General features: G+C 60.4%; 24 protein-coding genes and 1 pseudogene. 15 read left to right on the plus strand and 10 right to left on the minus strand.

From position 1 onward, the window contains the following. The first annotated feature begins 186 nt into the window (after positions 1 to 186). Entirely contained in the window at positions 187 to 3651 is a 3465-nt protein-coding gene (pyc, locus tag AC1D1Z_RS15340; protein ID WP_113542544.1) for a pyruvate carboxylase, read from the plus strand. A 197-nt stretch (positions 3652 to 3848) separates the two neighbouring features. Beyond that, the gene (locus AC1D1Z_RS15345) at positions 3849 to 4421 is read left to right on the plus strand and encodes an NADPH-dependent FMN reductase (protein ID WP_130653291.1); all 573 of its coding nucleotides are present in this window, start codon (positions 3849 to 3851) and stop codon (positions 4419 to 4421) included. Between the two features lie 157 nt (positions 4422 to 4578). On the opposite strand, the gene AC1D1Z_RS15350 is transcribed toward AC1D1Z_RS15345, so the two are convergent. The 4 genes from AC1D1Z_RS15350 to AC1D1Z_RS15365 all read right to left on the minus strand — a co-directional run bounded on the left by AC1D1Z_RS15350 (position 4579) and on the right by AC1D1Z_RS15365 (position 8023). Next, positions 4579 to 5340: an amino acid ABC transporter ATP-binding protein gene (locus AC1D1Z_RS15350; protein WP_131605698.1), complete on the minus strand. Its 762-nt coding sequence runs from the start codon at positions 5338 to 5340 to the stop codon at positions 4579 to 4581. After that, entirely contained in the window at positions 5337 to 6017 is a 681-nt protein-coding gene (locus AC1D1Z_RS15355; protein WP_018244073.1) for an amino acid ABC transporter permease, read from the minus strand. Before AC1D1Z_RS15355 ends, AC1D1Z_RS15350 begins: the two co-directional genes overlap by 4 nt. Before the next feature lie 213 nt (positions 6018 to 6230). Then, entirely contained in the window at positions 6231 to 7004 is a 774-nt protein-coding gene (locus AC1D1Z_RS15360) for an amino acid ABC transporter substrate-binding protein (protein WP_018244072.1), read from the minus strand. A 149-nt stretch (positions 7005 to 7153) separates the two neighbouring features. Further along, positions 7154 to 8023 (minus strand): DMT family transporter, encoded by an 870-nt coding sequence (locus tag AC1D1Z_RS15365; protein ID WP_477851071.1) that lies wholly within the window; start codon positions 8021 to 8023, stop codon positions 7154 to 7156. 211 nt (positions 8024 to 8234) lie between these two features. Between AC1D1Z_RS15365 and AC1D1Z_RS15370 the strand changes: the two genes are divergently transcribed. The 4 genes and pseudogenes from AC1D1Z_RS15370 to AC1D1Z_RS15385 form a co-directional block, all read left to right on the plus strand. Then, positions 8235 to 9011, plus strand: coding sequence for a DeoR/GlpR family DNA-binding transcription regulator (locus tag AC1D1Z_RS15370; RefSeq protein ID WP_028733596.1), 777 nt, complete (start codon positions 8235 to 8237; stop codon positions 9009 to 9011). Between the two features lie 65 nt (positions 9012 to 9076). After that, on the plus strand, positions 9077 to 10267 hold the full coding sequence (locus AC1D1Z_RS15375) for an MFS transporter (RefSeq protein ID WP_028733595.1): 1191 nt from the start codon (positions 9077 to 9079) through the stop codon (positions 10265 to 10267). A gap of 96 nt (positions 10268 to 10363) precedes the next feature. Then, positions 10364 to 11614, plus strand: a complete 1251-nt coding sequence (ispG, locus tag AC1D1Z_RS15380; protein ID WP_018244068.1) for a flavodoxin-dependent (E)-4-hydroxy-3-methylbut-2-enyl-diphosphate synthase — start codon at positions 10364 to 10366, stop codon at positions 11612 to 11614. Between the two features lie 28 nt (positions 11615 to 11642). After that, positions 11643 to 12257: pseudogene (locus AC1D1Z_RS15385) on the plus strand (pyridoxal phosphate-dependent aminotransferase); the annotation flags it as partial. Positions 12258 to 12274: 17 nt separating this feature from the next. Here the strand turns inward: AC1D1Z_RS15385 and AC1D1Z_RS15390 are convergent. Beyond that, positions 12275 to 12874, minus strand: a complete 600-nt coding sequence (locus tag AC1D1Z_RS15390) for a TetR/AcrR family transcriptional regulator (protein WP_131605697.1) — start codon at positions 12872 to 12874, stop codon at positions 12275 to 12277. A 71-nt stretch (positions 12875 to 12945) separates the two neighbouring features. On the opposite strand from AC1D1Z_RS15390, the gene AC1D1Z_RS15395 reads away from it, so the two are divergent. Beyond that, positions 12946 to 13434, plus strand: coding sequence for a cupin domain-containing protein (locus tag AC1D1Z_RS15395; protein ID WP_112905534.1), 489 nt, complete (start codon positions 12946 to 12948; stop codon positions 13432 to 13434). A gap of 68 nt (positions 13435 to 13502) precedes the next feature. Next, positions 13503 to 13937 (plus strand): DoxX family protein, encoded by a 435-nt coding sequence (locus AC1D1Z_RS15400; protein WP_018244065.1) that lies wholly within the window; start codon positions 13503 to 13505, stop codon positions 13935 to 13937. Between the two features lie 66 nt (positions 13938 to 14003). On the opposite strand, the gene AC1D1Z_RS15405 is transcribed toward AC1D1Z_RS15400, so the two are convergent. Next, positions 14004 to 14918: a polyprenyl synthetase family protein gene (locus tag AC1D1Z_RS15405; protein ID WP_131605696.1), complete on the minus strand. Its 915-nt coding sequence runs from the start codon at positions 14916 to 14918 to the stop codon at positions 14004 to 14006. A gap of 136 nt (positions 14919 to 15054) precedes the next feature. On the opposite strand from AC1D1Z_RS15405, the gene mtgA reads away from it, so the two are divergent. The 5 genes from mtgA to AC1D1Z_RS15430 all read left to right on the plus strand — a co-directional run bounded on the left by mtgA (position 15055) and on the right by AC1D1Z_RS15430 (position 18321). Next, complete coding sequence (gene mtgA, locus AC1D1Z_RS15410) at positions 15055 to 15792, plus strand: monofunctional biosynthetic peptidoglycan transglycosylase (protein WP_018244063.1); 738 nt, start codon at positions 15055 to 15057, stop codon at positions 15790 to 15792. A gap of 146 nt (positions 15793 to 15938) precedes the next feature. Next, positions 15939 to 16661 (plus strand): DUF1868 domain-containing protein, encoded by a 723-nt coding sequence (locus tag AC1D1Z_RS15415; protein WP_477851076.1) that lies wholly within the window; start codon positions 15939 to 15941, stop codon positions 16659 to 16661. Positions 16662 to 16674: 13 nt separating this feature from the next. Beyond that, positions 16675 to 17322, plus strand: a complete 648-nt coding sequence (locus tag AC1D1Z_RS15420) for a glutathione S-transferase family protein (protein WP_018244061.1) — start codon at positions 16675 to 16677, stop codon at positions 17320 to 17322. A gap of 155 nt (positions 17323 to 17477) precedes the next feature. After that, complete coding sequence (rpmF, locus tag AC1D1Z_RS15425; protein WP_003543812.1) at positions 17478 to 17663, plus strand: 50S ribosomal protein L32; 186 nt, start codon at positions 17478 to 17480, stop codon at positions 17661 to 17663. Positions 17664 to 17913: 250 nt separating this feature from the next. Continuing rightward, on the plus strand, positions 17914 to 18321 hold the full coding sequence (locus tag AC1D1Z_RS15430) for a hypothetical protein (RefSeq protein WP_003543801.1): 408 nt from the start codon (positions 17914 to 17916) through the stop codon (positions 18319 to 18321). Here the strand turns inward: AC1D1Z_RS15430 and phaR are convergent. Continuing rightward, a complete protein-coding gene (gene phaR, locus AC1D1Z_RS15435) occupies positions 18316 to 18888 on the minus strand; it encodes a polyhydroxyalkanoate synthesis repressor PhaR (RefSeq protein WP_003543798.1) in 573 nt (190 codons plus the stop codon). The genes AC1D1Z_RS15430 and phaR overlap by 6 nt on opposite strands. A gap of 239 nt (positions 18889 to 19127) precedes the next feature. Here phaR and AC1D1Z_RS15440 point away from each other — a divergent pair, with 239 nt between their 5' ends. Both AC1D1Z_RS15440 and phbB read left to right on the plus strand, forming a co-directional pair. Further along, positions 19128 to 20309, plus strand: coding sequence for an acetyl-CoA C-acetyltransferase (locus AC1D1Z_RS15440; RefSeq protein WP_018244060.1), 1182 nt, complete (start codon positions 19128 to 19130; stop codon positions 20307 to 20309). Positions 20310 to 20380: 71 nt separating this feature from the next. Continuing rightward, entirely contained in the window at positions 20381 to 21106 is a 726-nt protein-coding gene (gene phbB / locus AC1D1Z_RS15445) for a beta-ketoacyl-ACP reductase (protein ID WP_026230971.1), read from the plus strand. 95 nt (positions 21107 to 21201) lie between these two features. Here phbB and AC1D1Z_RS15450 read toward each other — a convergent pair whose 3' ends face one another. From AC1D1Z_RS15450 to AC1D1Z_RS15460, 3 genes are all read right to left on the minus strand, one after another. Beyond that, positions 21202 to 21360 carry a hypothetical protein gene (locus tag AC1D1Z_RS15450; protein ID WP_165505467.1) on the minus strand — a complete coding sequence of 53 codons (159 nt, stop codon included), beginning with the start codon at positions 21358 to 21360 and terminating at the stop codon, positions 21202 to 21204. Positions 21361 to 21552: 192 nt separating this feature from the next. After that, positions 21553 to 21810, minus strand: coding sequence for a YMGG-like glycine zipper-containing protein (locus AC1D1Z_RS15455; RefSeq protein ID WP_018244057.1), 258 nt, complete (start codon positions 21808 to 21810; stop codon positions 21553 to 21555). Between the two features lie 27 nt (positions 21811 to 21837). Continuing rightward, positions 21838 to 21993 carry a DUF3309 family protein gene (locus tag AC1D1Z_RS15460; RefSeq protein ID WP_007632343.1) on the minus strand — a complete coding sequence of 52 codons (156 nt, stop codon included), beginning with the start codon at positions 21991 to 21993 and terminating at the stop codon, positions 21838 to 21840. Positions 21994 to 22978 lie beyond the last annotated feature (985 nt).

Consider the following 22978-nt stretch of genomic DNA (forward strand, 5'->3'; position numbering starts at 1 on the left):
GCTCTGGTTTTTACTTTTACGCAACTCCAGACGGAAAACCGCTTCGCACTTTTCCTGGAGTTGCTCAGCATGGCGAGAAATTGCATTTCGCAGTCGCAAGAGAAATTGAACTTTCTGTAACAAGAAGTTAAGAATTTTCTTCGCGGGTGCAGCATTGCCCGCGCCTGAACGTCTGAGGAGACCGTTTTGCCCATTTCCAAGATTCTCGTTGCCAATCGCTCCGAAATTGCCATTCGCGTGTTCCGCGCGGCCAACGAGCTTGGAATAAAAACCGTGGCGATCTGGGCGGAAGAGGACAAGCTGGCGCTGCATCGCTTCAAGGCGGACGAGAGCTACCAGGTCGGTCGCGGCCCGCATCTTTCCAAGGACATGGGTCCGATCGAGAGTTATCTGTCGATCGAGGAGGTGATCCGCGTCGCGAAACTCTCCGGCGCCGATGCCATCCATCCTGGCTACGGCCTGCTGTCGGAAAGCCCCGAATTCGTCGATGCCTGCAACAAGGCCGGCATCATCTTCATTGGCCCGAAGGCCGATACGATGCGCCAGCTCGGCAATAAGGTCGCGGCGCGCAACCTGGCGATTTCGGTCGGTGTCCCTGTAGTCCCGGCCACCGGGCCTCTGCCGGAGGACATGGCTGAAGTGGCGAAGATGGCGGAAGAAATCGGCTACCCCGTCATGCTGAAGGCTTCCTGGGGTGGCGGCGGGCGCGGCATGCGCGCGATCCGCGATCCAAAGGATCTTGCCCGCGAGGTGACGGAAGCCAAACGCGAGGCGATGGCCGCCTTCGGCAAGGACGAGGTCTATCTGGAAAAGCTCGTCGAGCGCGCCCGCCATGTCGAAAGCCAGGTTCTCGGCGATACGCACGGCAATGTCGTGCATCTCTTCGAGCGTGACTGCTCGATCCAACGCCGCAACCAGAAAGTCGTCGAGCGCGCGCCGGCACCCTATCTCTCGGAGGCGCAGCGCCAGGAACTCGCCGCCTATTCATTGAAGATCGCCGCCGCGACCAATTATATCGGCGCCGGTACCGTCGAGTATCTGATGGATGCCGATACCGGGAAATTCTATTTCATCGAAGTCAATCCTCGCATCCAGGTCGAGCATACGGTGACCGAGGTCGTCACCGGCATCGACATCGTCAAGGCGCAGATCCACATCCTCGACGGCTTTGCGATCGGCACCGCGGAATCGGGCGTGCCGCGCCAGGAGGATATCCGCCTCAACGGCCATGCGCTGCAGTGCCGCATCACCACGGAGGATCCGGAGCATAATTTCATTCCGGATTACGGCCGTATCACCGCCTATCGCTCGGCATCCGGTTTCGGCATCCGCCTCGATGGTGGCACCTCCTATTCGGGCGCCATCATCACCCGTTTTTATGATCCCCTTCTCGTCAAGGTCACGGCATGGGCGCCCAATCCGTCCGAAGCGATCGCCCGCATGGATCGTGCGTTGCGCGAATTCCGTATTCGCGGCGTGGCCACCAACCTGACCTTCCTCGAAGCGATCATCGGCCATCCGAAGTTCCGGGATAACAGCTACACGACACGCTTCATCGACACGACGCCGGAGCTCTTCCAGCAGGTGAAGCGCCAGGATCGCGCCACGAAGCTCCTGACCTATCTCGCCGACGTCACCGTCAATGGCCATCCCGAGGCCAAGGACAGGCCGAAGCCGTTGCAAAATGCTGCCGAGCCGGTGGTTCCCTACGCCAATGGCAATACGGTCAAGGATGGTACGAAGCAGCTCCTCGACACGCTCGGCCCGAAGAAATTCGGCGAATGGATGCGCAACGAAAAGCGCGTGCTTTTGACCGATACGACGATGCGCGACGGCCACCAGTCGCTGCTCGCCACCCGTATGCGCACCTATGACATCGCCCGTGTTGCAGGCACCTATGCGCATGCGCTGCCGGGCCTTTTGTCGCTTGAATGCTGGGGCGGCGCGACCTTCGACGTCTCCATGCGCTTTCTGACCGAGGACCCGTGGGAGCGCCTGGCGCTGATCCGCGAGGGCGCGCCGAACCTTCTGCTGCAGATGCTGTTGCGCGGCGCCAACGGCGTCGGCTACACCAATTATCCCGACAATGTCGTCAAATATTTTGTCCGCCAGGCGGCCAGGGGCGGTATTGATCTCTTCCGCGTGTTCGATTGTCTGAACTGGGTCGAGAACATGCGTGTCTCGATGGATGCCATTGCCGAGGAGAACAAGCTCTGCGAGGCGGCGATCTGCTACACCGGCGATATCCTGAACTCGGCCCGTCCGAAATACGATCTGAAATACTATACCGACCTTGCGATCGAGCTTGAGAAGGCCGGGGCACATATCATTGCGCTCAAGGATATGGCAGGTCTCCTCAAGCCTGCGGCTGCGAAGGTTCTGTTCAAGGCGCTGCGCGAGGCGACCAGCCTGCCGATCCATTTCCACACCCATGATACATCGGGTATTGCGGCCGCGACCGTTCTTGCCGCTGTCGATGCCGGCGTCGATGCCGTCGATGCCGCCATGGATGCGCTTTCCGGCAATACCTCGCAGCCCTGTCTCGGTTCGATCGTCGAGGCGTTGCGCGGTACGGAGCGTGATCCGGGCCTCGATCCGGAATGGATCCGCCGTATTTCCTTCTATTGGGAAGCGGCGCGTAACCAATATGCCGCCTTCGAAAGCGATCTGAAGGGACCAGCATCCGAAGTCTATCTGCACGAAATGCCGGGTGGCCAGTTCACCAACCTCAAGGAACAGGCCCGCTCGCTCGGCCTCGAAACCCGCTGGCATCAGGTGGCGCAGGCCTATGCCGACGCCAACCAGATGTTCGGCGATATCGTCAAGGTGACGCCGTCTTCCAAGGTCGTCGGCGACATGGCGCTGATGATGGTGTCCCAGGACCTGACGGTTGCCGACGTCGTCAGCCCCGAGAAGGAAGTCTCCTTCCCGGAATCGGTGGTCTCGATGCTGAAGGGCGATCTCGGTCAGCCGCCTTCAGGATGGCCCGAGGCGCTGCAGAAGAAGGCGCTGAAGGGCGACAAGCCCTATACCGTGCGTCCCGGCTCGCTGCTCAAGGAGGCCGATCTCGATGCGGAGCGTAAAGTCATCGAGACGAAGCTGGAGCGCGAGATCAGCGACTTCGAATTCGCTTCCTACCTGATGTATCCGAAGGTCTTCACCGACTTCGCGCTCGCCTCCGATACCTACGGCCCGGTCTCGGTGCTGCCGACACCCGCCTATTTCTACGGTCTCAAGGACGGCGAGGAACTGTTTGCCGATATCGAGCGCGGCAAGACGCTCGTCATCGTCAATCAGGCGATGAGCGCCACCGACAGCCAGGGCATGGTGACCATCTTCTTCGAGCTCAACGGCCAGCCGCGCCGTATCAAGGTGCCGGACCGGGCGCATGGGGCGACGGGTGCGGCCGTCCGCCGCAAGGCGGAGCCGGGCAATGCCGTTCATGTCGGCGCGCCGATGCCGGGTGTCATCAGCCGTGTCTTCGTCTCACCCGGCCAAGCCGTCAATGCCGGCGACGTGCTCGTCTCGATCGAGGCGATGAAGATGGAAACGGCGCTGCATGCGGAAAAGGACGGCACCATTTCCGAGGTGCTGGTGCGCGCCGGCGACCAGATCGACGCCAAGGACCTGCTCGTCGTTTACGCAGGTTGAATGGCTGCCGTCCTCGCAAAGACGCCCATCAGCCGACTTTGCGAGCCGGCTCCATTCACTCGATTGTGTACGATCGGCCTGTCAAAAAGTTGATTTTTCGAATGTCCGCAGCCTTCGCGCCTTGCCCGGCGCGGAGGCTTTCTCATAGACTTGCACTCTTACCACCTGCCCCCAAGACCCATCAGGAAATCATCTCCATGAGCAAATTGAAGATTGCCGTCATCGTCGGCAGCACGCGTATCGGCCGTTTTGCCGAGCATCCGGCCAAGTGGATTGCCGCTATCGCCGCCGAGCGCCAGGACATCGAGGTCGAGGTTCTCGACCTGCTCGACTACCCCATGCATTTTTTCGGTGAGCAGCGTGCGACGACCGCTGAAAGCGAAACGGCAGAGCGCTGGAAAAAGAAGCTGCGTGAATTCGACGGCTTCATCTTCACCGCTGCCGAGTACAATCACGCTCCGACGGCGGTTCTGAAGAACGCCATCGACCTCGGCGAGTTCATCCAGAAGCCGGTCGGTTTCGTCGGTTACGGCGGCGTCGGCGGCGCACGTGCGGTCGAGCATCTTCGCCTGATCTTCGTGGAAATGGGTGCGGCGTCGGTGAAAACGGGCGTGCATATCGCGCTCGGCGAATATCTCGGCGTCCTGAAGGAAGGCAAGAGCCTCAGCGACTACGCGCATCTCAACGAAGCGGCGAAGAACCAGCTCGACCAGCTCACCTGGTGGGGCAATGCGCTGAAGGCGGCGCGCTCGGTCGTCACGGCCTCCTGATTGGAGTTCCAGCAATGCCGGGATGTTCGCATCCCGGCATTAGATCCGGATGATTTTAGGCCAGGTTGGCCTAAAATCTGAATCCGGATCTAAATCAAAGAAATAGAGCATGATGTCGTCCGAAAACCGCTCACACTTTTCGGCATCATGCTCTAGCTCAGATATCGTAAGTATGGGCGGCGTTGATCGTCGAAATGAAACGTTTGGTGCGTTCGCGCTCCGGTGCACTGAAGATCGCTCTGGCGCTGCCCGTTTCGACGACGCTCCCGGCTTCCAGGAAAACCACGTCATTGGCGATCTTCGAGGCGAGCCGGAGATCGTGGGTCGCCATCACCATCGTCGTGCCTTCGCTGGCAAGTTGGCCCAGCACATCGACCACTTCGGCCGAAAGCTCGGGATCGAGGGCGGATGTCGGCTCGTCACAGAGAAGCACGCGCGGCGACGGCGCCAGTGCGCGGGCGATCGCGACGCGCTGCTGCTGGCCGCCCGACAGTGTCGAAGGCCAGGCATCGGCCTTATGGGTCATGCCGACCTTGGTCAGCAATTCCATCGCACGCTCGCGTGCCTTTTCCCTCGGCCATCTCAGTACGGTTACCAGGCCTTCCATGACATTCTCGATCGCGGTCTGATGCGGGAAGAGCTGGAAATTCTGGAAGACCATGCCGGTCTGGCGGCGGATCTTCTGGATCGCCGACCAGCTTGTTCGTTTGCCCGGTGCGAAGGCCAGCCTTTCCTCTCCGAGGCGGATGGAACCGGCGGTCGGAATTTCGAGCAGGTTGATGCAGCGCAGAAGCGTGCTCTTGCCGCCGCCCGAAGGCCCGACCAGCGCGGTGACGCTGCCTTCGGGGATGCGGATACTGATATCCTTGAGGATGACCGCATCGCCGAAGCGCTTTTCGATATTGGAAAGCTCGATCATGCGTTTGCCTCCAGCATGCCGCCATAACGCGCGAAGCGGCGTTCCAGCCGCACCTGCAGCTGCGAGAGGACGGAGCTCAGGACGAGATAGATCAGCGCCGCCTCAATATAGAGGATCAAGGGCTCATAAGTGGTGGCGACGATGCGCTGCGCCGCCTGGAAGAGCTCGGGCACGGTGATGGCGGCGGCAAGCGAGGTATCCTTGACCAGCGAGATGAAGGTGTTCGACAAAGGCGGCACTGCGACGCGGGCTGCCTGCGGCAGGATGGTGCGGCTCATCGCCTGGCGCCAGCTCATGCCGATCGAATAGGCGGCTTCCCACTGGCCCTTCGGTACTGAGGAAATGACCGCGCGGATGATCTCGGAGCTATAGGCACCGATATTCAGCGTGAAGCCGATGAGGGCGGCCGGAAAGGCATCGAGCAGGATGCCGAGGCTCGGCAGGCCGTAGAAGATGACGAAGAGCTGCACGAGCAGCGGCGTGCCGCGGATGACCCAGACATAGAAGCGCGCGATGGCCGAAAGCGGCATCGGCCCGAAGAGCCGGGCGATTGCGGTGGCGAGCCCGAGGGCCAGGCCGAAGACGAAGGATAGCAGGGTCAGAGGAATGGTGAAGATCAGCCCCGCCCACAGGAGCGAGGGCAGTGATTCCGCCATCAGTTGGAGCCAGTGCGCCAAGGGAGTTCTCTCTCGTCGGTTGGGTCGTGATACTCGAAATACCCCTCCCCAACCCCTCCCCACAAGGGGGAGGGACTTATCTAGGTGTCGCCTCGCAAGAAATAGCGACCGAGCGGCAGGCCGACGCGATTATTTGGAGATGAGGCGGTCCGCCGGCTAAGCCCCTCCCCCTTGTGGGGAGGGGTTGGGGAGGGGACTTTTCTTCAGTTCAAATTACTTGGAAACGTCCTGGCCGAAATACTTGTCGGCGATCTTCTTATAGGTGCCGTCGGCCTTGATGTCGGCAAGCGCCTTGTTGATTTCGGCGAGAAGCTCCGGTTCGTTCTTGCGGATGATGACGCCGGAGTAATCGGCATTTTCCTGCTCGGCGACGATCTTCACCGGCGCGTCCGGCTTGTGCTTCTTGAAATCGAGGAAGGAGAGGCTGTCGTTGATCGTGGCGTCGGCGCGCTTGGTCAATACGAGCTGGATCGATTGATCGAAACCATCGGTGCCGACGAGCTCGGCGCCGGCTTCGGTTGCGAGCTTACCGAAGTTGCTGGTCAGCGACTGGGCGGCTTTTTTGCCCTTCAGATCGGCGAAGGATTTGATGCTGTCGTCGCCGTCGCGGGCGATCAGCACCGCCTTGGAGGCGATATAGGGCTCGGAGAAATCATACTTCTGCTTGCGGGTTTCGGTGATGCCGACCTGGTTGATGACGGTGTCGTAGCGCTTGGCGTCGAGGCCGGCGATCAGGCCGTCCCACTTGCCTTCGACGAACTCGGCTTTGACGCCGAGCTTGGCGGCGATCGCTTCGCCGATCTCGACGTCGAAGCCGACGAGCTTGCCGCTTTCGTCATGATAGGTGAAGGGCGCATAGGTGCCTTCGGTACCGATCTTGAAGACGCCGGCCGATTTGATGGCGGCGAGGTTTTCACCGGCATGAGCAGGCAGGAGGACTGCAGCCTGAATGAGGGCGGCGGCAGCGGCGGTTTTCAACCAGTTCATTGTTTCATCCATCCTGGGAGGTGTTTCGGATGGGGATAGTTGGCAGAAAATCATGGCGCCGGAAGCGTAGAAAACTGCGAATAAAAGCAGCAACTGCAAATATTTTTCTCAAACGGCCGCTCGAACCGAGAATCCTGCAGAAACAGGCATCAGGCGGTGATGCGGCGGCGCAGTTTTTCGCTGACGATGATGATCAATCCGGCGCCGAGGATCATCGCTGCGCCGACAACCACATTGGGCGTGGGGATGTCGGCCCAGATCAGATAACCCAACAGGAAGGCCCAGACGAGAGATGTATATTCGAATGGCGCAAGCACGGAGACGGGCGCCTGACGCATGCCTTCGAAAAGGGCGAACTGCGCGCAGCCGGCAACGACGCCGGTGGCAATGAGGAGCGCGAGCTGCGTCATATCGGGGGTCTGCCATGTCCAGATCACGGCAATGCCGGTCATGGCAAGAAAAAAGACGTTGGAAACGGTGAGCTGGATAATGGTCTTCTCGTGCAGCGAGGTCTTGCGCAGCAGCACCATGGCAGAGRCCCAGAGCACGGCCGCCTGCAGCGCCAGATAGACCGGCCAGGAGATGGTGAGGCCGATCGGATTGCAGGCGATAAGGACGCCGACGAAACCGACGCCGACGGCCAGCCAACGTGTCGGCGTGACCTTCTCCTTCAGGATGAGCCAAGCAAGTAAGGTGCCGACGACAGGGGCGGCGTAATAAAGCGTGGTCACTTCGGCAAGCTGCAGGCGGCTTGCGGCGGAATAATAGGAAAGCCAGGCGCAGAGCAGAAGGATACTGCGGGCGATCATCGGCTTGATGATCGGCGATGTCATCGTCTGATGGACGAGCTTGCCGCGGCCATAGGCAAGACAACCGACGAGGATGGTGAGACTGCGGAAAAACAGGATCTGCCAGACGGGAATGCTGGAAGCCAGGATCTTGATGATCGCGTCATGGAAGGTGAACGCCATATAGGCGACGGTCGTGAGCAGGATGCCCAGGCTGACGGAGTTTTTCACGGGGGAACGCACCAGGTGGCGGATATGCCGGCGGGAATCGGGAATGACCAATCGATATTCCCGCCTCTCGGACCGGTCAATAGGGCTTATTCCTTCCGGTAGTGGAGCTTTATTTCCAAACGTCAGAAAACGTGTAACCGTGCATATTGCCTGCATGATCGTAAGCGTTTATGCACGTTTTTAATTTGTAAGCTACGAACTCGGTAGGAACATGCAGGATTTTCTGTTGCGAGAGCGCCAAGGCGTGATTTCCGAGAGGCTGCGGCTCAATGGCCGCGTACTGGCGACGGAGCTTGCGCTCGAATTCGGCGTCTCCGAGGATACGGTGCGGCGGGACCTGCGCGAGATGGCAGCGGCAGGGCTCTGCGAGCGGGTCTATGGCGGTGCATTGCCGGTCTCGCCGGCGCATGGAAGCCTGACGCAGCGTATCGGCTTTGCCGCAGACCGGAAACAGGCGCTGGCGCGCGCTGCGGCAAAGCAGATTGCCGCCGGCTCGACCGTGTTCTTCGACGCTGGCAGCACCAATCTGGCGATTGCCAACGCATTGCCGGCCGAACTTGCACTGACGGCTGCGACGAATGCGCCGGCGATTGCCGCAGCGCTGATCGACAAGCCGGCCGTCAACGTCATCCTGATCGGCGGAATGGTGGATCGACAGACGGGCGGTGCGCTCGGCGCCAAGGCGTTGCGGGATATGGAGCAGATTTCGCCAGATCTCTGCATTCTCGGCGCCTGCGGCGTCGATCTCGAGGCCGGCATCACGGTGTTCGGCTTCGAGGATGCGGAGTTCAAGCGGTTTGCGACGTCCAGGAGCAAGAGGGTGTTGGTGGCTGCAACCTCGGAGAAATTCGGCACTGCTGCCCCCCATAGCATCCTGCCAGTTGCGCATTGCGAATGCCTGGTCGTTGAGCACGATGCCGATCCGACCATTCTCGCCCGTTACCGTGAGCGCGGATGCAGGACTGTTCTCGCCGAGAAAACGAACTGAGGCCCCATCACAGAGTTTAGGGAAAGCGGGCGCGAGCAAGCCCGGCAATGAGGAAAGATCGGAAAATGGATACTCATGTGAGTAAGCCGGGAGCCCGGAGCGGCTTCGTTACCAGAAGCAGGGCGGCGGTTTCTCTGCTCTTTCTCATGAACGGTTTTGTCGTCGGCTGCTGGGCGCCGAAGATCCCCGATTTTGCCGAGCGTCTGGCGCTGACGAAGTTCGAGCTTGGGCTGATGATCCTCGTCTTCGGCGTCGGCTCGCTGGTCATGATGCCGCTCGCCGGTGCGCAGATCGCCAAACACGGCTCGCGTGTCGTCGTCCAGATACTGGCTCTTTGCGTGTTGCCGTTGCTTCTGGCATTGACGCTCGCGCCAAATGTGCTCACCGGGGCAATCTCGCTCTTCCTGTTCGGCGGCTTCATCGGCGCAATGGACGTGGCGATGAATGCCAATGCGGTGTCGGTCGAGAAATCCATGCGCCGCGCCATCATGTCGTCCTGCCACGCTTTCTGGAGCCTTGGCGGACTGATCGGTTCCGGTCTCGGCGGCATCGTGATCTCCAAGCTCGGCATTCTCGGCCATGCGCAACTGGCGACGTTGCTGGCGGCAATCTTCGTTGCCGTCGCCTGGCCGATGGTCCTTGCGGATCCGCCGCATCCCGACACCAAGAAGGAAAAGACGAAGTTGCCGATGGTGCCGCTGCCGTGGCTGCTCGGATTGATGGCGCTGTTCAGCATGGTGCCGGAAGGTGCGGTTCTGGACTGGGGTGCGCTTTATCTTCGGCAGGAAATGGATGCATCCGTGGCACTTTCCGGCCTTGGTTTCGCAGCCTTTTCGGCGACCATGGCAATCATGCGCTTTGCCGGCGACCTGGTGCGCGACCGTCTGGGCGGCGTCAAGACGCTGCGCATCTGCACGCTGTTTGCCATTGTCGGCATGCTGCTTGCAGGCCTGGCGCCCAATGCCGAGCTTGCCATCCTGGGCTTTGCTTTTTGCGGTATCGGCATTTCCAACATGGTGCCGATCGCCTTCTCGGCGGCGGGCAACATACCCGGTCTCAAGCCCGGCATCGCCATCTCGGTGGTCACGACCATGGGGTATTCCGGCATGCTGGTTGCGCCATCGTTGATCGGCTTCGTCGCCGAGCATATCGGCTTTGCCGTCGTTTTCATGGCGCTGCCGGTGCTGCTGCTCGTCGTTCTCCTGCTCTCCAAGCTGGCCCACTATGCCGATGGGACCTCCGGAGGCGGTCACTGAGCCGCCTCCCAACAAAAGTGATATCAGGGGCGGTTGACAAGCAGCCGGCCTTGATCCACCTGAAAAGCACTGTCTATAGGGGTGCAAGAACTCTTCATGTCTTCAGCCGCCGATTTTGATCCGAAACCGCGCCGCGCTTCCGTTGCCGTCGATGTCGGCGGTGTCATCGTTGGCGGCGGGGCGCCGGTCGTCGTGCAATCCATGACGAATACCGATACGGCCGATATCGATTCGACCGTCGCGCAGGTCGCCGCTCTGTTCCGCGCAGGCTCGGAATTGGTGCGTATCACCGTCGACCGCGACGAGAGTGCGGCCGCCGTGCCGAAGATCCGCGAGCGGCTGCTGCGCCTCGGCATGGACGTGCCCTTGATCGGCGACTTCCATTATATCGGCCACAAGCTGCTCGCCGATCATCCTGATTGTGCCGCGGCGCTGGCGAAATACCGCATCAACCCCGGCAATGTCGGCTTCAAGGACAAGAAGGACAAGCAGTTCGCCGAGATTATCGAGATGGCGATCCGCTATGACAAGCCGGTGCGCATCGGCGTGAATTGGGGTTCGCTCGACCAGGATCTGCTGACGGCGCTGATGGACCAGAATGCCGAAGCCGGATCGCCGCTTTCGGCCCGGCAGGTGACACGCGAGGCGATCGTGCAATCGGCGCTGCTTTCTGCAGCCCTCGCCGAAGAGATCGGCCTGCCGCGCAACCGCATCATCCTGTCGGCCAAGGTCAGCCAGGTGCAGGACCTGATCGCCGTCAATTCCATGCTCGCCGAACGCTCCAATCATGCGCTGCATCTCGGCCTGACCGAAGCCGGCATGGGCACCAAGGGCATCGTCGCCTCGTCGGCGGCGATGGGCTTCGTGCTGCAGCAGGGCATCGGCGATACGATCCGCGTATCGTTGACGCCCGAGCCGAACGGCGACCGCACGCGCGAAGTCCAGGTGGCGCAGGAAATCCTGCAGGTCATGGGCTTCCGCCAGTTCATACCCGTGGTTGCGGCCTGTCCGGGGTGCGGACGCACGACGTCGACCGTGTTCCAGGAGCTTGCCCAGAACATCCAGAACGACATCCGCAAGAACATGCCGGTCTGGCGCGAAAAATATCCTGGCGTCGAGGCGCTGAACGTCGCCGTCATGGGCTGCATCGTCAACGGGCCGGGCGAAAGCAAACATGCCGATATCGGCATTTCGCTTCCCGGCACCGGCGAGACGCCGGCGGCCCCGGTCTTCATCGACGGGCGGAAGGCGCTGACGCTGCGCGGTCCCAATATCGCCGCCGACTTCGAGGCTCTGGTTGTCGACTATATCGAGAAACGGTTCGGCCAGCGGACGGCGGCGGAATGAGCGCCCATAGGTTCGGATGAGCCAGTACATCATCCCCAATCCGAATGCGCCGACCGGCATCGGCCTGCCGTTTGCCGGCATCGAGGCACTTCTTGCCGCCCATCCGGATGCAGTCGTCGTCATGGACGAGGCCTATATCGATTTCGGCGGTGAAAGCGCCAGCCCGCTGATATCCACGCATCCCAATCTGCTTGTCATTCAGACCCTGTCGAAATCCCGTTCGCTTGCAGGTCTGCGCATCGGTTTCGCGCTGGGGCAGCGGCCGCTGATCGAGGCGCTGGAGCGGGTCAAGGACAGTTTCAATTCCTATCCGCTCGATCGTCTGGCGCAGCTCGCCGCGACGGCGATCAAGGATGAGGCGTGGTTCGAGACATGCCGGAGGAAAATCATCGCCAGCCGGGAAAGCCTCGTCTCCGAACTCGAAACGCTGCACTTCGAGGTCCTGCCGTCCCAGGCCAATTTCGTTTTTGCCAGGCACGAGAGACAATCGGGTGTAGCGCTTCAAGCCGGCTTGCGGGAGCGGAACATTCTCGTCCGGCATTTCGCCAAGCCACGTATTTCGGATTTCCTGCGCATCAGCATCGGCACGGACGAGGAGCGCGCGCGCCTGGTTTCCGCTCTCAAGGACATACTGGCGGCCTGAGCAGCCCACCGATTTCCTCAGCTTTCGGCCATGGCGCCGGCAAGCAAGGTCTTTGCGGTCCAGCGCAGAACCTTCTCCGCTTCCTTGGGCTCCAGCTCGCAGATGTCACGCATCACCACCAGTGCCTCTATGCCAACCGCCAGCGACAGTGCGTGGACGAGGCGCTGAAAATTCTTCGGCGGCATGGTTGCCTGCAGCGGTGACATCGCCTCTTTCAGCCACGCGATGCGGCGGCCACCGCGGCGGACCTGCGCCTGGCCGACAGCCGAGCTGCCGAGAAGCGCGCGAAAGACGCCCTCATTGTCGATGACCATCTTGAAGATCTGCGAGACCAGGTCGTCGAGCCGATGGCCGACCTCCGCATCGCCCATGTCGTTCCGCGCTGGCGGGATCTTGATCACATCCGCAACGCCATCGAGGACCGCCTCGCGGATGATTTCATCCGGCGTCGAGAAATATCGGTAGGCCGTCGCGCGCGAAATGCCAGAGAGATCGGCCACTTCGGCGACCGAGGGGTGGCCGCCTTTCTCTATGATCTCGCGCGCGGCACGCAGCAACTCGACACGCGTGCGACGCTTTTGATTGACCCTCTCGAATCTTTTTTCTTGACTGTCCATTCATGCCTCGTTATGAGATTTATGTCTCATTAAGAGTTTAGTGTATCACAATCAAATCAAGGCACAAGTCGATGAATTCCGCTCCCCTTTCCGGCCGGTCCGACGCCGCTGCGCCGATGACCGTCCATTTTCTTGGCAATATCCTCACCTTTCGTGCCCGCTACGCGGATACCAAAGGCAGCTTCACCGTCATCGAAGCCTATACGGCTCCGAACGCCGGCCCGCCGCCGCACACGCAGACGGATCAGGAAGCCTTTCTCATCCTCGAAGGCCATTACGAGATCGTCGTCGGCGACGAGATCAAGCATTGCGGCCCCGGCGATTTCGTCCACGTCTCTCCGGGCACGCTGCATTCCTTCCGGAATATTGCCGAGACGCCCTCGAAGCTGCTTTTGATCAATTTCCCCGGCGATCTGCATGAGGAGTTCTTCATGGCGGTCGGCGAGCCGGTCGCACCCGGCACGACAGCCTTTCCGCCGATGAGCGCGCCCGACGTTCCGAAGATCGTCGCGACGGCCGCCCGTTTCGGCATCGACATTCCGCCGCCGCCGCAGGCGTGAGCCCGCGGCCCCGGGGAGCAAGCGCTAGGACGCCGATCCCAATCCTTTCGACTATCGAGGAATCAACAATGAGAATGCATCATGTCGATCGCCTGCTGGCATCGAGCAGCTTTCGGATCTTTGCCCGCATTCTGCTGACGCTGGTCTTCTGGTCGAGCGGGCTTGCGAAGCTCTTCGACTTCCCGACCGCGATCGCAGAGATGGAGCACTACGGTCTTGCGCCTGCTGCGCCGACGGCGATTGCCGTCATATTCGTGCAGCTAGCCGGCTCCGCCCTTGTCATCTCCGGTCGGCATATCTGGCTCGGGGCGGGCGCTCTCGGCGTCTTTACCGTGCTGACGATCCCGATCGCGCACGCCTTCTGGTCGATGAGCGGCCAAGCCGCCTTTCTCGAGATGCTGTTTGCGATCGAGCATCTGAGCGTCGTCGGCGGTCTGATGATCGTTGCGATCCTGGGGCGGCGAACCGCTGCGGTTCAGGCGCCTGTTTTAGCCGGCGCCTGAACGATCGGATCATCGGCGTCGGGGAACAGTCAAAGCTCCCCAACGCCGGAGGCGGGTCTGGGGATGTCAGTTCTTCCGGTCGGCGATGAAATGTGCCGCGGCGGTGAGGATCGAGGCGCGGGGGCCGTAGGGGGCAAGCAGCGCCTCAGCATCGCGGACATGCTGACGGAGCTGGGCTTCGGCCCATTCCATGCCGCGAAGAGCTACAAGTGTTCCCTTGCCGCGGGCCGCATCCTTGCCGGTTGCCTTGCCCATGGTCGCGGTGTCCGAGGTCAGGTCGAGAATGTCGTCTGCAAGCTGGAAGGCAAGACCGATCTTTTCGCCGAAGGCGCGCAGGCGGCGGCGATCTTCCGGCGGGCTTGCCGAGATGACGGCGCCGGCTTCACAGGCGAAGCGGATCAGCGCGCCGGTTTTCATCGCCTGCAGGCGGATGATGGCGGCCTCGTCGGGGGCCTGCTTTTCCGCCGCGAGATCGAGCGCCTGGCCGCCGGCCATGCCGCCGAGACCGGCTGCGCGGGCAAGGGCCAGCACCAGCGATGCCTTGCTGGTATCGGGAAGGGTCGTTTCCGGCGCAGCGATGATGTCGAAGGCGTAGGTCAGCAGGCTGTCGCCTGCGAGGATTGCCGTCGCTTCGTCGAACTTGATGTGTACCGTCGGTTTGCCGCGGCGCAGGTCGTCATCGTCCATGGCCGGCAGGTCGTCATGCACGAGGGAATAGCAGTGAACGCATTCAAGGGCGGCGCCGACGCGAAGTGCCGCCTCTGCGTCGCCGCCGAGAAGGGCTGCACTTTCGACGACGAGAAACGGGCGCAGCCGCTTGCCGCCGTTCAGCACGGCATAATGCATGGCATCGCGCAGCGTCTCGGGCCTGGCGATTTCATCGGAAAGGCTGCTCGGCGAGAGCAATAGGTCGAGCAGCGCCTCGATCTCGTGGGCGTTGTTCTTCAGCCTCGTCTCGAAAGTGTCCCGGTTCGCGTCCATGGGCGCTGTTTGGCATGAGCGCCCACGGGCTTGCAACGGAATTGTCGATGGCGGCAGCAAGATTCGCCACGCACTCTGGCATAAGCTCTGCACAGGCGTTATGAGAACGACAGGAGCGAAATCGGACTTGGGGACATTGGATATAGCGCCAGAGAGAGAGGACAGCGTCGACATGCCGGCTCGTCGGCGATGGTTCGAAGACCGGCGTGTGTTGAAACGCATTGTTCTTGCCGTGCTGATCTTGCTGATCCTTCCCTATGCACTGATCTTTTTCTATCTGCTGCCCTTCATTCACCCCGTCTCGACGCTGATGCTGCGCGATCTCGTGCTGCTGCGTGGTTACGACAGGCAATGGGTGTCGCTTGATGACATCGCCCCGGTTGTGGTGCAGTCGGTGATGATGTCGGAGGACGGGCAATATTGCTTTCACGGTGGCGTCGACTGGGCGGAAATGCGCATGCTGGTCGAGGATACGCTGAAAGGTCAGGCGACACGCGGCGGCAGTACCATTCCGATGCAGACGGCGAAGAACCTCTTCCTCTGGAACAGCCGCTCCTTCGTGCGCAAAGCGCTGGAACTTCCGCTCGCGGTGACCACGGATTTCGTCCTGTCGAAACGGCGGTTGATGGAAATCTATCTCAACATTGCTGAATGGGGTCCCGGCATCTACGGCATCGAGGCCGCGGCCCAGCATCATTTCAAGGTGCCGGCCTCGAAGCTGACGCGGCGCCAGGCATCGCTGCTTGCCGTCTCGCTGCCGAACCCGATCGACCGCAATGCCGGCAAGCCTGGACGAGGCCTTCGCCGGCTGGCCGGCGTCATCGAGAGACGCGCACAAGGTTCAGGCGACTACATCAGGTGCATCTATGATTGACATCAGAACTTGTCGTTAGAGCAGGATGTCGTCCGAAAACCGCTCACACTTTTCGGCATCATGCTCTAGAAGCGGCAAGTGTCATCTGACATTCTTGGTTCTGCCATATGGGCGAATGCAGTCCAACCAGAGCCCCCGAGTCGCCCATGACCACCACGACGTTTTCGCCCGAACTCCTCCTTTATTCGAAGAGGCATAATCCGACCCCGCCCGTCCATCTCGGCGGCCGCTATCGCAAGGTCGGCGGCTTTCTGCCGGAAGCCGGCAACACCATCGTCTGCCATCTCGAGAAGGGCTCGCAGACGCRGACGGCGCTGATCGAGGCGCGTGAGAAATATCTGGCGATGCCCGAGGCCCCGCAGTTCCTCTTCACGCCGATATCAAGCATTCACATGACGCTTTTCGAAGGTGTCATCGAGACCAGGCGCCGGCAGGATTCCTGGCCGGGCGACCTCCCACTCGATACGCCGATCGAAGACATGACCGCGCTGATGGCGGCCAGGCTCGAAGGTTTCTCGATGTTCGATCCCTTCAAGGTCGCCATCGTCGACGCTCGCCCATCGGGCCTGCTCGTCGACGGGGCGACGGAGAACGACCGCAGGGTCATGCGCGCCTGGCGCAATGCGCTGGCTGATCTTCTGGGCTATCGCCAGCCGAGCCATGAGGAATACAAGTTCCACATGAGCTTTGCCTATGCGATCGAACGGCTGGAGGATGAAGCCTTGCCGCGCTGGCAGGCGATGCTCGATGAGGTGGCCGACGATATCCGCCGCAAGGCCCCTGTTCTCGAGCTGACCCCGCCGGCATTCTGCGTGTTCGAGGATATGAACCATTTCCACGAATTGCTGATTTTCGATTTCGAAGCCTGAACGGGAGAGGCCCATGGATAAACCGACGCTGTACATTGCCAACAAGAACTACTCTTCCTGGTCGTTCCGGCCCTGGATGGCGCTGACGGGCGCCGGCGTCGATTTCGAGGAAGTCCTGATCCCCTTCGACTATCCTGGTGGCAATCCCAATATCAAGGCGATTTCGCCGACCGGGCGGGTGCCGATCCTGCAGCACGGCGCATTGAAGATCTGGGAATCGCTGGCGATCATCGAGTATGTCGCCGAGCTTTATCCGGACGCCGGCCTTCTGCCGAGGGATCGTGCCGAGCGGGCGCTCGCCCGTTCGGTTTCGATGGAAATGCTCTCGAGCTTCCGGGCGCTGCGTAGCGCCTGCCCGATGAATATCCGCCGGCCGAAGGGCAAGATCGCGCTGCCGGATGGTGTCGACGCCGATATCAGCCGCATCGAGACGATCTGGCGCGACCTGCTGCAGCAATCCGGCGGACCATTTCTGTTTGGCGCGTTCAGCGGGGCGGATGCGATGTTTGCGCCTGTCGTCAACCGGTTCGACATCTACGATCTCGTCAGCCGAAACGATATCCTGGCCTATATGGAGACCATGAAGGCGCATCCGGCCTGGCGGAAATGGGAAGAGGCGGCCCGCGCCGAGCCTTGGATCGTGCCGGAAGACGAAGTCTGAGCCTGGAATCATCGGCTTCGCAAAAAATACGTATGGGGACTGGTCAAGGCCACACCTTGCATGTATAAGCGCGCCAAATTCCGAAATCGCGACATGTCCGTTTCGGCCGCCAGTCTGGCCGTGGGAATGTTTTGCCCGCAAGTGGAGTAAGTGAAATGGCTGTACCGAAGAGAAAAACAAGCCCGTCCAAGCGCGGTATGCGCCGTTCGGCAGACGCACTGAAGGCTCCGACCTACGTCGAAGACAAGAATTCCGGCGAACTGCGCCGCCCGCATCATATCGACCTGAAGACCGGCATGTATCGCGGCCGCCAGGTCCTGACGCCGAAGGAAAGCGCATAATTTCCCGATCCGGCTTGTCCGATCGAAGTTTCAAGGCCGGCGTCATGCCGGCCTTTTGCATTTCGACAATATAATATTTGCAATGACTTGCAGTCAGACAACGGTTTGCGGCAGTATTCTTCTTGCGCGCTACTGTGCCGCGCGTCTTTTCAGACGCGCAAAGGACGCTGTAGCACTTTGAAGCTACGCATCATGCTTTCCGAAAATCGCATCCGATTTTCGGAAAGCATGATGCGCTGGGAGATTGCCGATGATAGCCGCCATGCCCCTGATGATTATCCCGTTTATTCTTTACAATCTGGCGATGCTGGGCCTGATGGGCGATGGTGGCATTCCGGCACTGCAGCATGATATCATCGTGCTGTCGATGATCTCGGGCGCGATCTGGAGCATGGCGCTCGGCGATCTTTTCATCGTCATCGCACTTGTCGTGCTGTTCTTCGAAATTCTCAAAGCGACCAGAACCGGTCCCGGCAATCTCGTCAACCACATGTTGTCGATGCTGGTCTTCATCGCCTTCCTGGTCGAGTTTTTGCTCGTCCGGGATGCTGCGACGCAGGTATTCTTCATTTTGATGACGATCGCTCTGATCGATGTCATCGGCGGTTTTGCCGTGTCGATCCGAAGCGCCGGGCGGGATGTCTCGATCGGACTATAGGTTGTCGAGCTTGTTCTGAAGGGCGCGGAGCTGTTCCTTCAGCTCGTCGATATCCTTGGCCTCGGCCTTGCGGCTTTCCTTGGCAGGCGGCGTCATGAAGGGCGAGAACATCTGCATCGCCTGCTGAAACAGCTCGGTGTTGCGGCGAACATGGTCCTCGACCATCTGCATCGGCAACTGCAGGTTCTTGCCGAGCGGCGTTTCGCCGAAAGCGCGGGTCACCTGCTCGCGCATCTGGGCTTGTTGTTCGGTGAAGGAGCGCATCGAATGTTCGAGAAAGCTCGGCACGACCATCTGCATCTGGTCGCCGTAATAGGTGATGAGCTGGCGCAGGAAGGAGATGGGGAGCAGTGTGTTTCCGGTCTTTGATTCCTGTTCGAAGATGATCTGGGTCAGCACCGAATGGGTGATGTCATCTCCGCTTTTTGCATCTTGTACGGTAAATTCTTCGCCCTTCTTCACCATCTCCGCCAGGTCTTCCAGCGTCACGTAAGTGCTGGTGCCCGTGTTGTATAGGCGGCGATTGGCGTATTTCTTGATAACAATCTGACCCTCATGCTTCGCCATATCAGTCTCCTGAACCCCCGTCTGATTTATGGATATTCCTCCAGTTGAGACTGTAAACGCAAAAGAAGGCCGGTGACAATCTCTTTGTGCGATGCGGCAAACCTTTCACAGAGCAGATGAATCGGGCTTTCGCGGGCTGCTGCCGAAAAATGACGGCAGCCGGTCTTCGCGTTTGACTTGTGCTCCAAGCTTTGCCAGTTTCCACTTATGTAAGTGAGACGAAAACGAGGAGCGTCCCCATGAGCAATCCATCCATCGTCATCGCCAGTGCAGGGCGAACAGCAGTCGGCGCTTTCAACGGCGCTTTCGCGACGGTTCTCGCGCATGAGCTCGGGGCGGCCGTCGTCAAGGGCGCGCTCGAGCGCGCCGGCGTCGATCCCGGCGAGGTGGACGAGGTGATCCTCGGCCAGGTGCTCTCCGCCGGCGAGGGCCAGAACCCGGCCCGCCAGGCGGCGATGAAGGCCGGCATTCCGAAGGAGGCGACCGCTTGGGGCGTCAATCAGCTTTGCGGCTCGGGGCTGCGCGCGGTTGCGCTCGGCATGCAGCAGATCGCCACCGGCGACGCCAAGATCATCGTTGCCGGCGGCCAAGAATCCATGTCGATGGCCCCGCATGCCGCGCATCTGCGCGGCGGCGTCAAGATGGGCGACATGAAGATGATCGACACGATGATCAAGGACGGCTTGACCGACGCTTTCCACGGCTACCACATGGGCATCACCGCCGAGAATGTTGCGCGCCAGTGGCAGCTTTCGCGCGACGACCAGGATCAATTCGCCGTCAGCTCGCAGAACAAGGCGGAGGCAGCGCAGAAGGCCGGCCGCTTTGTCGACGAGATCATCCCTTACGTCATCAAGACACGTAAGGGCGACGTTACGGTCGATGCTGACGAATATATCCGTCACGGCGCCACGCTCGAGGCGATGGGGAAATTGCGCCCGGCCTTCGACAAGGACGGCACGGTTACGGCCGCGAACGCGTCCGGCCTCAACGATGGTGCCGCTGTGGCGGTGCTGATGAGTGAAGCGGAGGCAGTCCGGCGCGGCATCCAGCCGCTCGCTCGCATCGTTTCCTGGGCAACGGCAGGTGTTGATCCGCAGATCATGGGCACCGGACCGATCCCGGCTTCGCGCAAGGCGCTCGAGAAGGCCGGCTGGTCGGTGAACGATCTCGATCTCGTTGAAGCCAACGAGGCCTTCGCGGCGCAAGCCTGCGCCGTCACCAAGGATCTCGGGTGGGATCCGTCGATCGTCAACGTCAACGGCGGGGCGATCGCGATCGGCCACCCGATCGGCGCCTCCGGCGCGCGCGTTCTCAACACGCTGCTGTTCGAAATGAAGCGCCGCGGTGCGAAGAAAGGTCTTGCCACGCTTTGCATCGGGGGCGGCATGGGTGTGGCCATGTGCTTTGAAGCGCTTTAAATAGCATACGATCCATGTTTGATTGAAGATCCCGCCACGCGGCGGGGCGAAAAACAAAAGGGGAGCGGAACATGAGCAGAGTGGCTGTGGTCACTGGGGGTACACGCGGCATCGGCGCGGCAATATCCATGGCACTGAAAAACGCCGGATACAGGGTCGCGGCCAGCTATGCGGGCAACGACGAGAAGGCCAAAGCCTTCCATGATGTCACCGGCGTTCCGGTGTTCAAATGGGATGTTTCGGATTACCTCGCCTGCGGCGAGGGAATTGCCAGGATCGAAAGCGAGATCGGGCCTGTCGAAATCCTCGTCAACAATGCCGGCATCACCCGCGACGCGATGTTCCACAAGATGACGCAGCAGCAGTGGCACGAGGTGATCAATACCAACCTCACCGGCCTGTTCAACATGACGCATCAGGTCTGGACCGGCATGCGTGACCGCAACTTCGGCCGTATCGTCAATATATCGTCGATCAACGGGCAGAAGGGCCAGATGGGCCAGGTGAATTATTCGGCGGCCAAGGCGGGCGATCTCGGCTTCACCAAGGCGCTGGCGCAGGAAGGGGCAAACAAGAACATCACCGTCAACGCCATTTGCCCCGGTTACATCGGAACGGAAATGGTGCTTGCCGTGCCGGAGAAGGTGCTGAATGAACGCATTATTCCGCAGATCCCCGTCGGCCGTCTCGGCGAACCGGAAGAGATCGCGCGCTGCGTCACCTTCCTCGTCTCCGACGATGCCGGCTTCATCACCGGTTCGACGCTGACGGCCAATGGTGGGCAATACTTCGCCTAGGCAATTCCATTCCTCGAGTCGGTAATACGGATTATCGGCAGATTCAAAGCGATGACGCGCCGGGAGACGCGCCATCGCTTATTTCATTTGCTGGATCAAGACCGGCGRTCGGTGTTTGGATGTCGCTGTTTCCGAACTCTGGCTGGGACTTTGGCGAGCGAGCGGTCGCCGCTGCTGAGGGCTGATATCGCGGTCGTCAGGAAAGCCGATGCGATGAGAGCGGCGACGAGGGAATTCAGGAAAATCTGGTTCATGGAAACGTTCCTTTCCGGTGCGCCGGGCGGCTCTGCCTGTCCGTTGCGCTCGTGAAGGAGATATGGGCCTGCCCGTCGGGCGGCGGTAGATTTGACTTTCGCAACCGAGTGTCAACGACTCGTTGACGGGTGTGAGCGGCAAAGAAAACGGGCGCCGAAGCGCCCGTCGGGAGTCCGATATGCCTTTGCCGATTAGCGGCAACGAGCCTCGTAGCGGCGGCCGTAGCGGTCGCGATAGACGCAGTAGCCGCGGCGTTCGACCGAATGACCGATCAGAGCACCGGTCAGACCGCCTGCAACGGCGCCGACGGCTGCGCCGCCCCAGCTGTTGGTGACGACACCGCCAATGACCGCACCGGTGCCGGCGCCGATCGCCGTACCTTGCTCGGTCGCCGTGCAGGATGCCAGAGCGCCGACGAGCGCACCAATAAGAACAATCTTCTTCATCATGTCGTAACTCCCCAGGTTTGTAGGCCTTTAGACGCGGCCCATGAGTACAAGGATAATGATAATGACGAGAACTAGCCCCAAACCGCCAGAAGGTCCATAGCCCCAGCCACGGCTGTAACCCCAATTCGGCAGGGCTCCGATCAGAAGCAGAATAAGGATAACAAGAAGTATCGTGCCGAGCATAGTGTGTTCCCTTCATTTCATCTGCAATTCGAATGGACAAGAAACACTTATTGGCGATTTTTGTTCCCGGCTAAGCTCTCGAAATGTGACGAAACCTTGTTTGCGGTTTTCTGAGGAGCATGACAGCTTTCACAAACGGTCCGCAGCGTCGGTCGAATTCGACCATCCCGGGAAATCACCCGTATGGTTAAAAACTCCTTTAAATACAATATGTTGCGGTGAACAAAGCGGGAAAATCGTGATGTCGCCGATTCGTCAGCGATTCGTTCCCTCTTTGATCGACGCCTGCACTCGGCACCCGTATCGGCTGCCGCAGTTTAACGCGATCTGAATCCGGCTCCCGAAAGATTAATGCCGGTGCGATGAGGTGGAACGAAGGCCCCTGCCGCCGATCCGCATCTAGCGCCCGGACCTGAAGCTGCTACCAGATGTGGCCGTGAACGAAAGGCGAAAAAGGCGGAGTCAGCGATTCGTCTCCGATTCGTTCCGGCTTTGGTCGAGAGGTTAATATCGGGCGGATTTTCGCCGGTTCAAGATCAGGCGGGAATCGGTCACTCACGATGGCGAAAATACGAACAAGAGAGAGTCTCATGATTCAGCATCTAGTGGGAAAAAGTGATTCAAAATCAATACTTAGCCGTGAACAAAAGCTGAATCAGCTGGAGTCACCGATTCGTCGCTGATTCGTTCTCACGCTGTTCCGAATCGGCAATTCGGGCGCTCCACGGGACTCGCAAAGGTCGTAATCCCCGAGGCATTTTGAAATCTGCCCTTGCGTTTGCGGCGGCAGCTGTCCATGTGTTCACTGGCTTCCTCGAGGAGCCGAGATTTTCCTGGGGCCACCCGCCTCATTTGCATGGACTCATGACTCTGACTTCGCAGCCGATGATTCTGAGTGGGCGCGGTGTGACCGCGGTGCTCGGGCCGACCAATACCGGCAAGACCCATTATGCCATCGAGCKCATGGTTGCGCACGGGACGGGCG

This window comes from Rhizobium sp. P1_E1 (assembly GCF_056406015.1).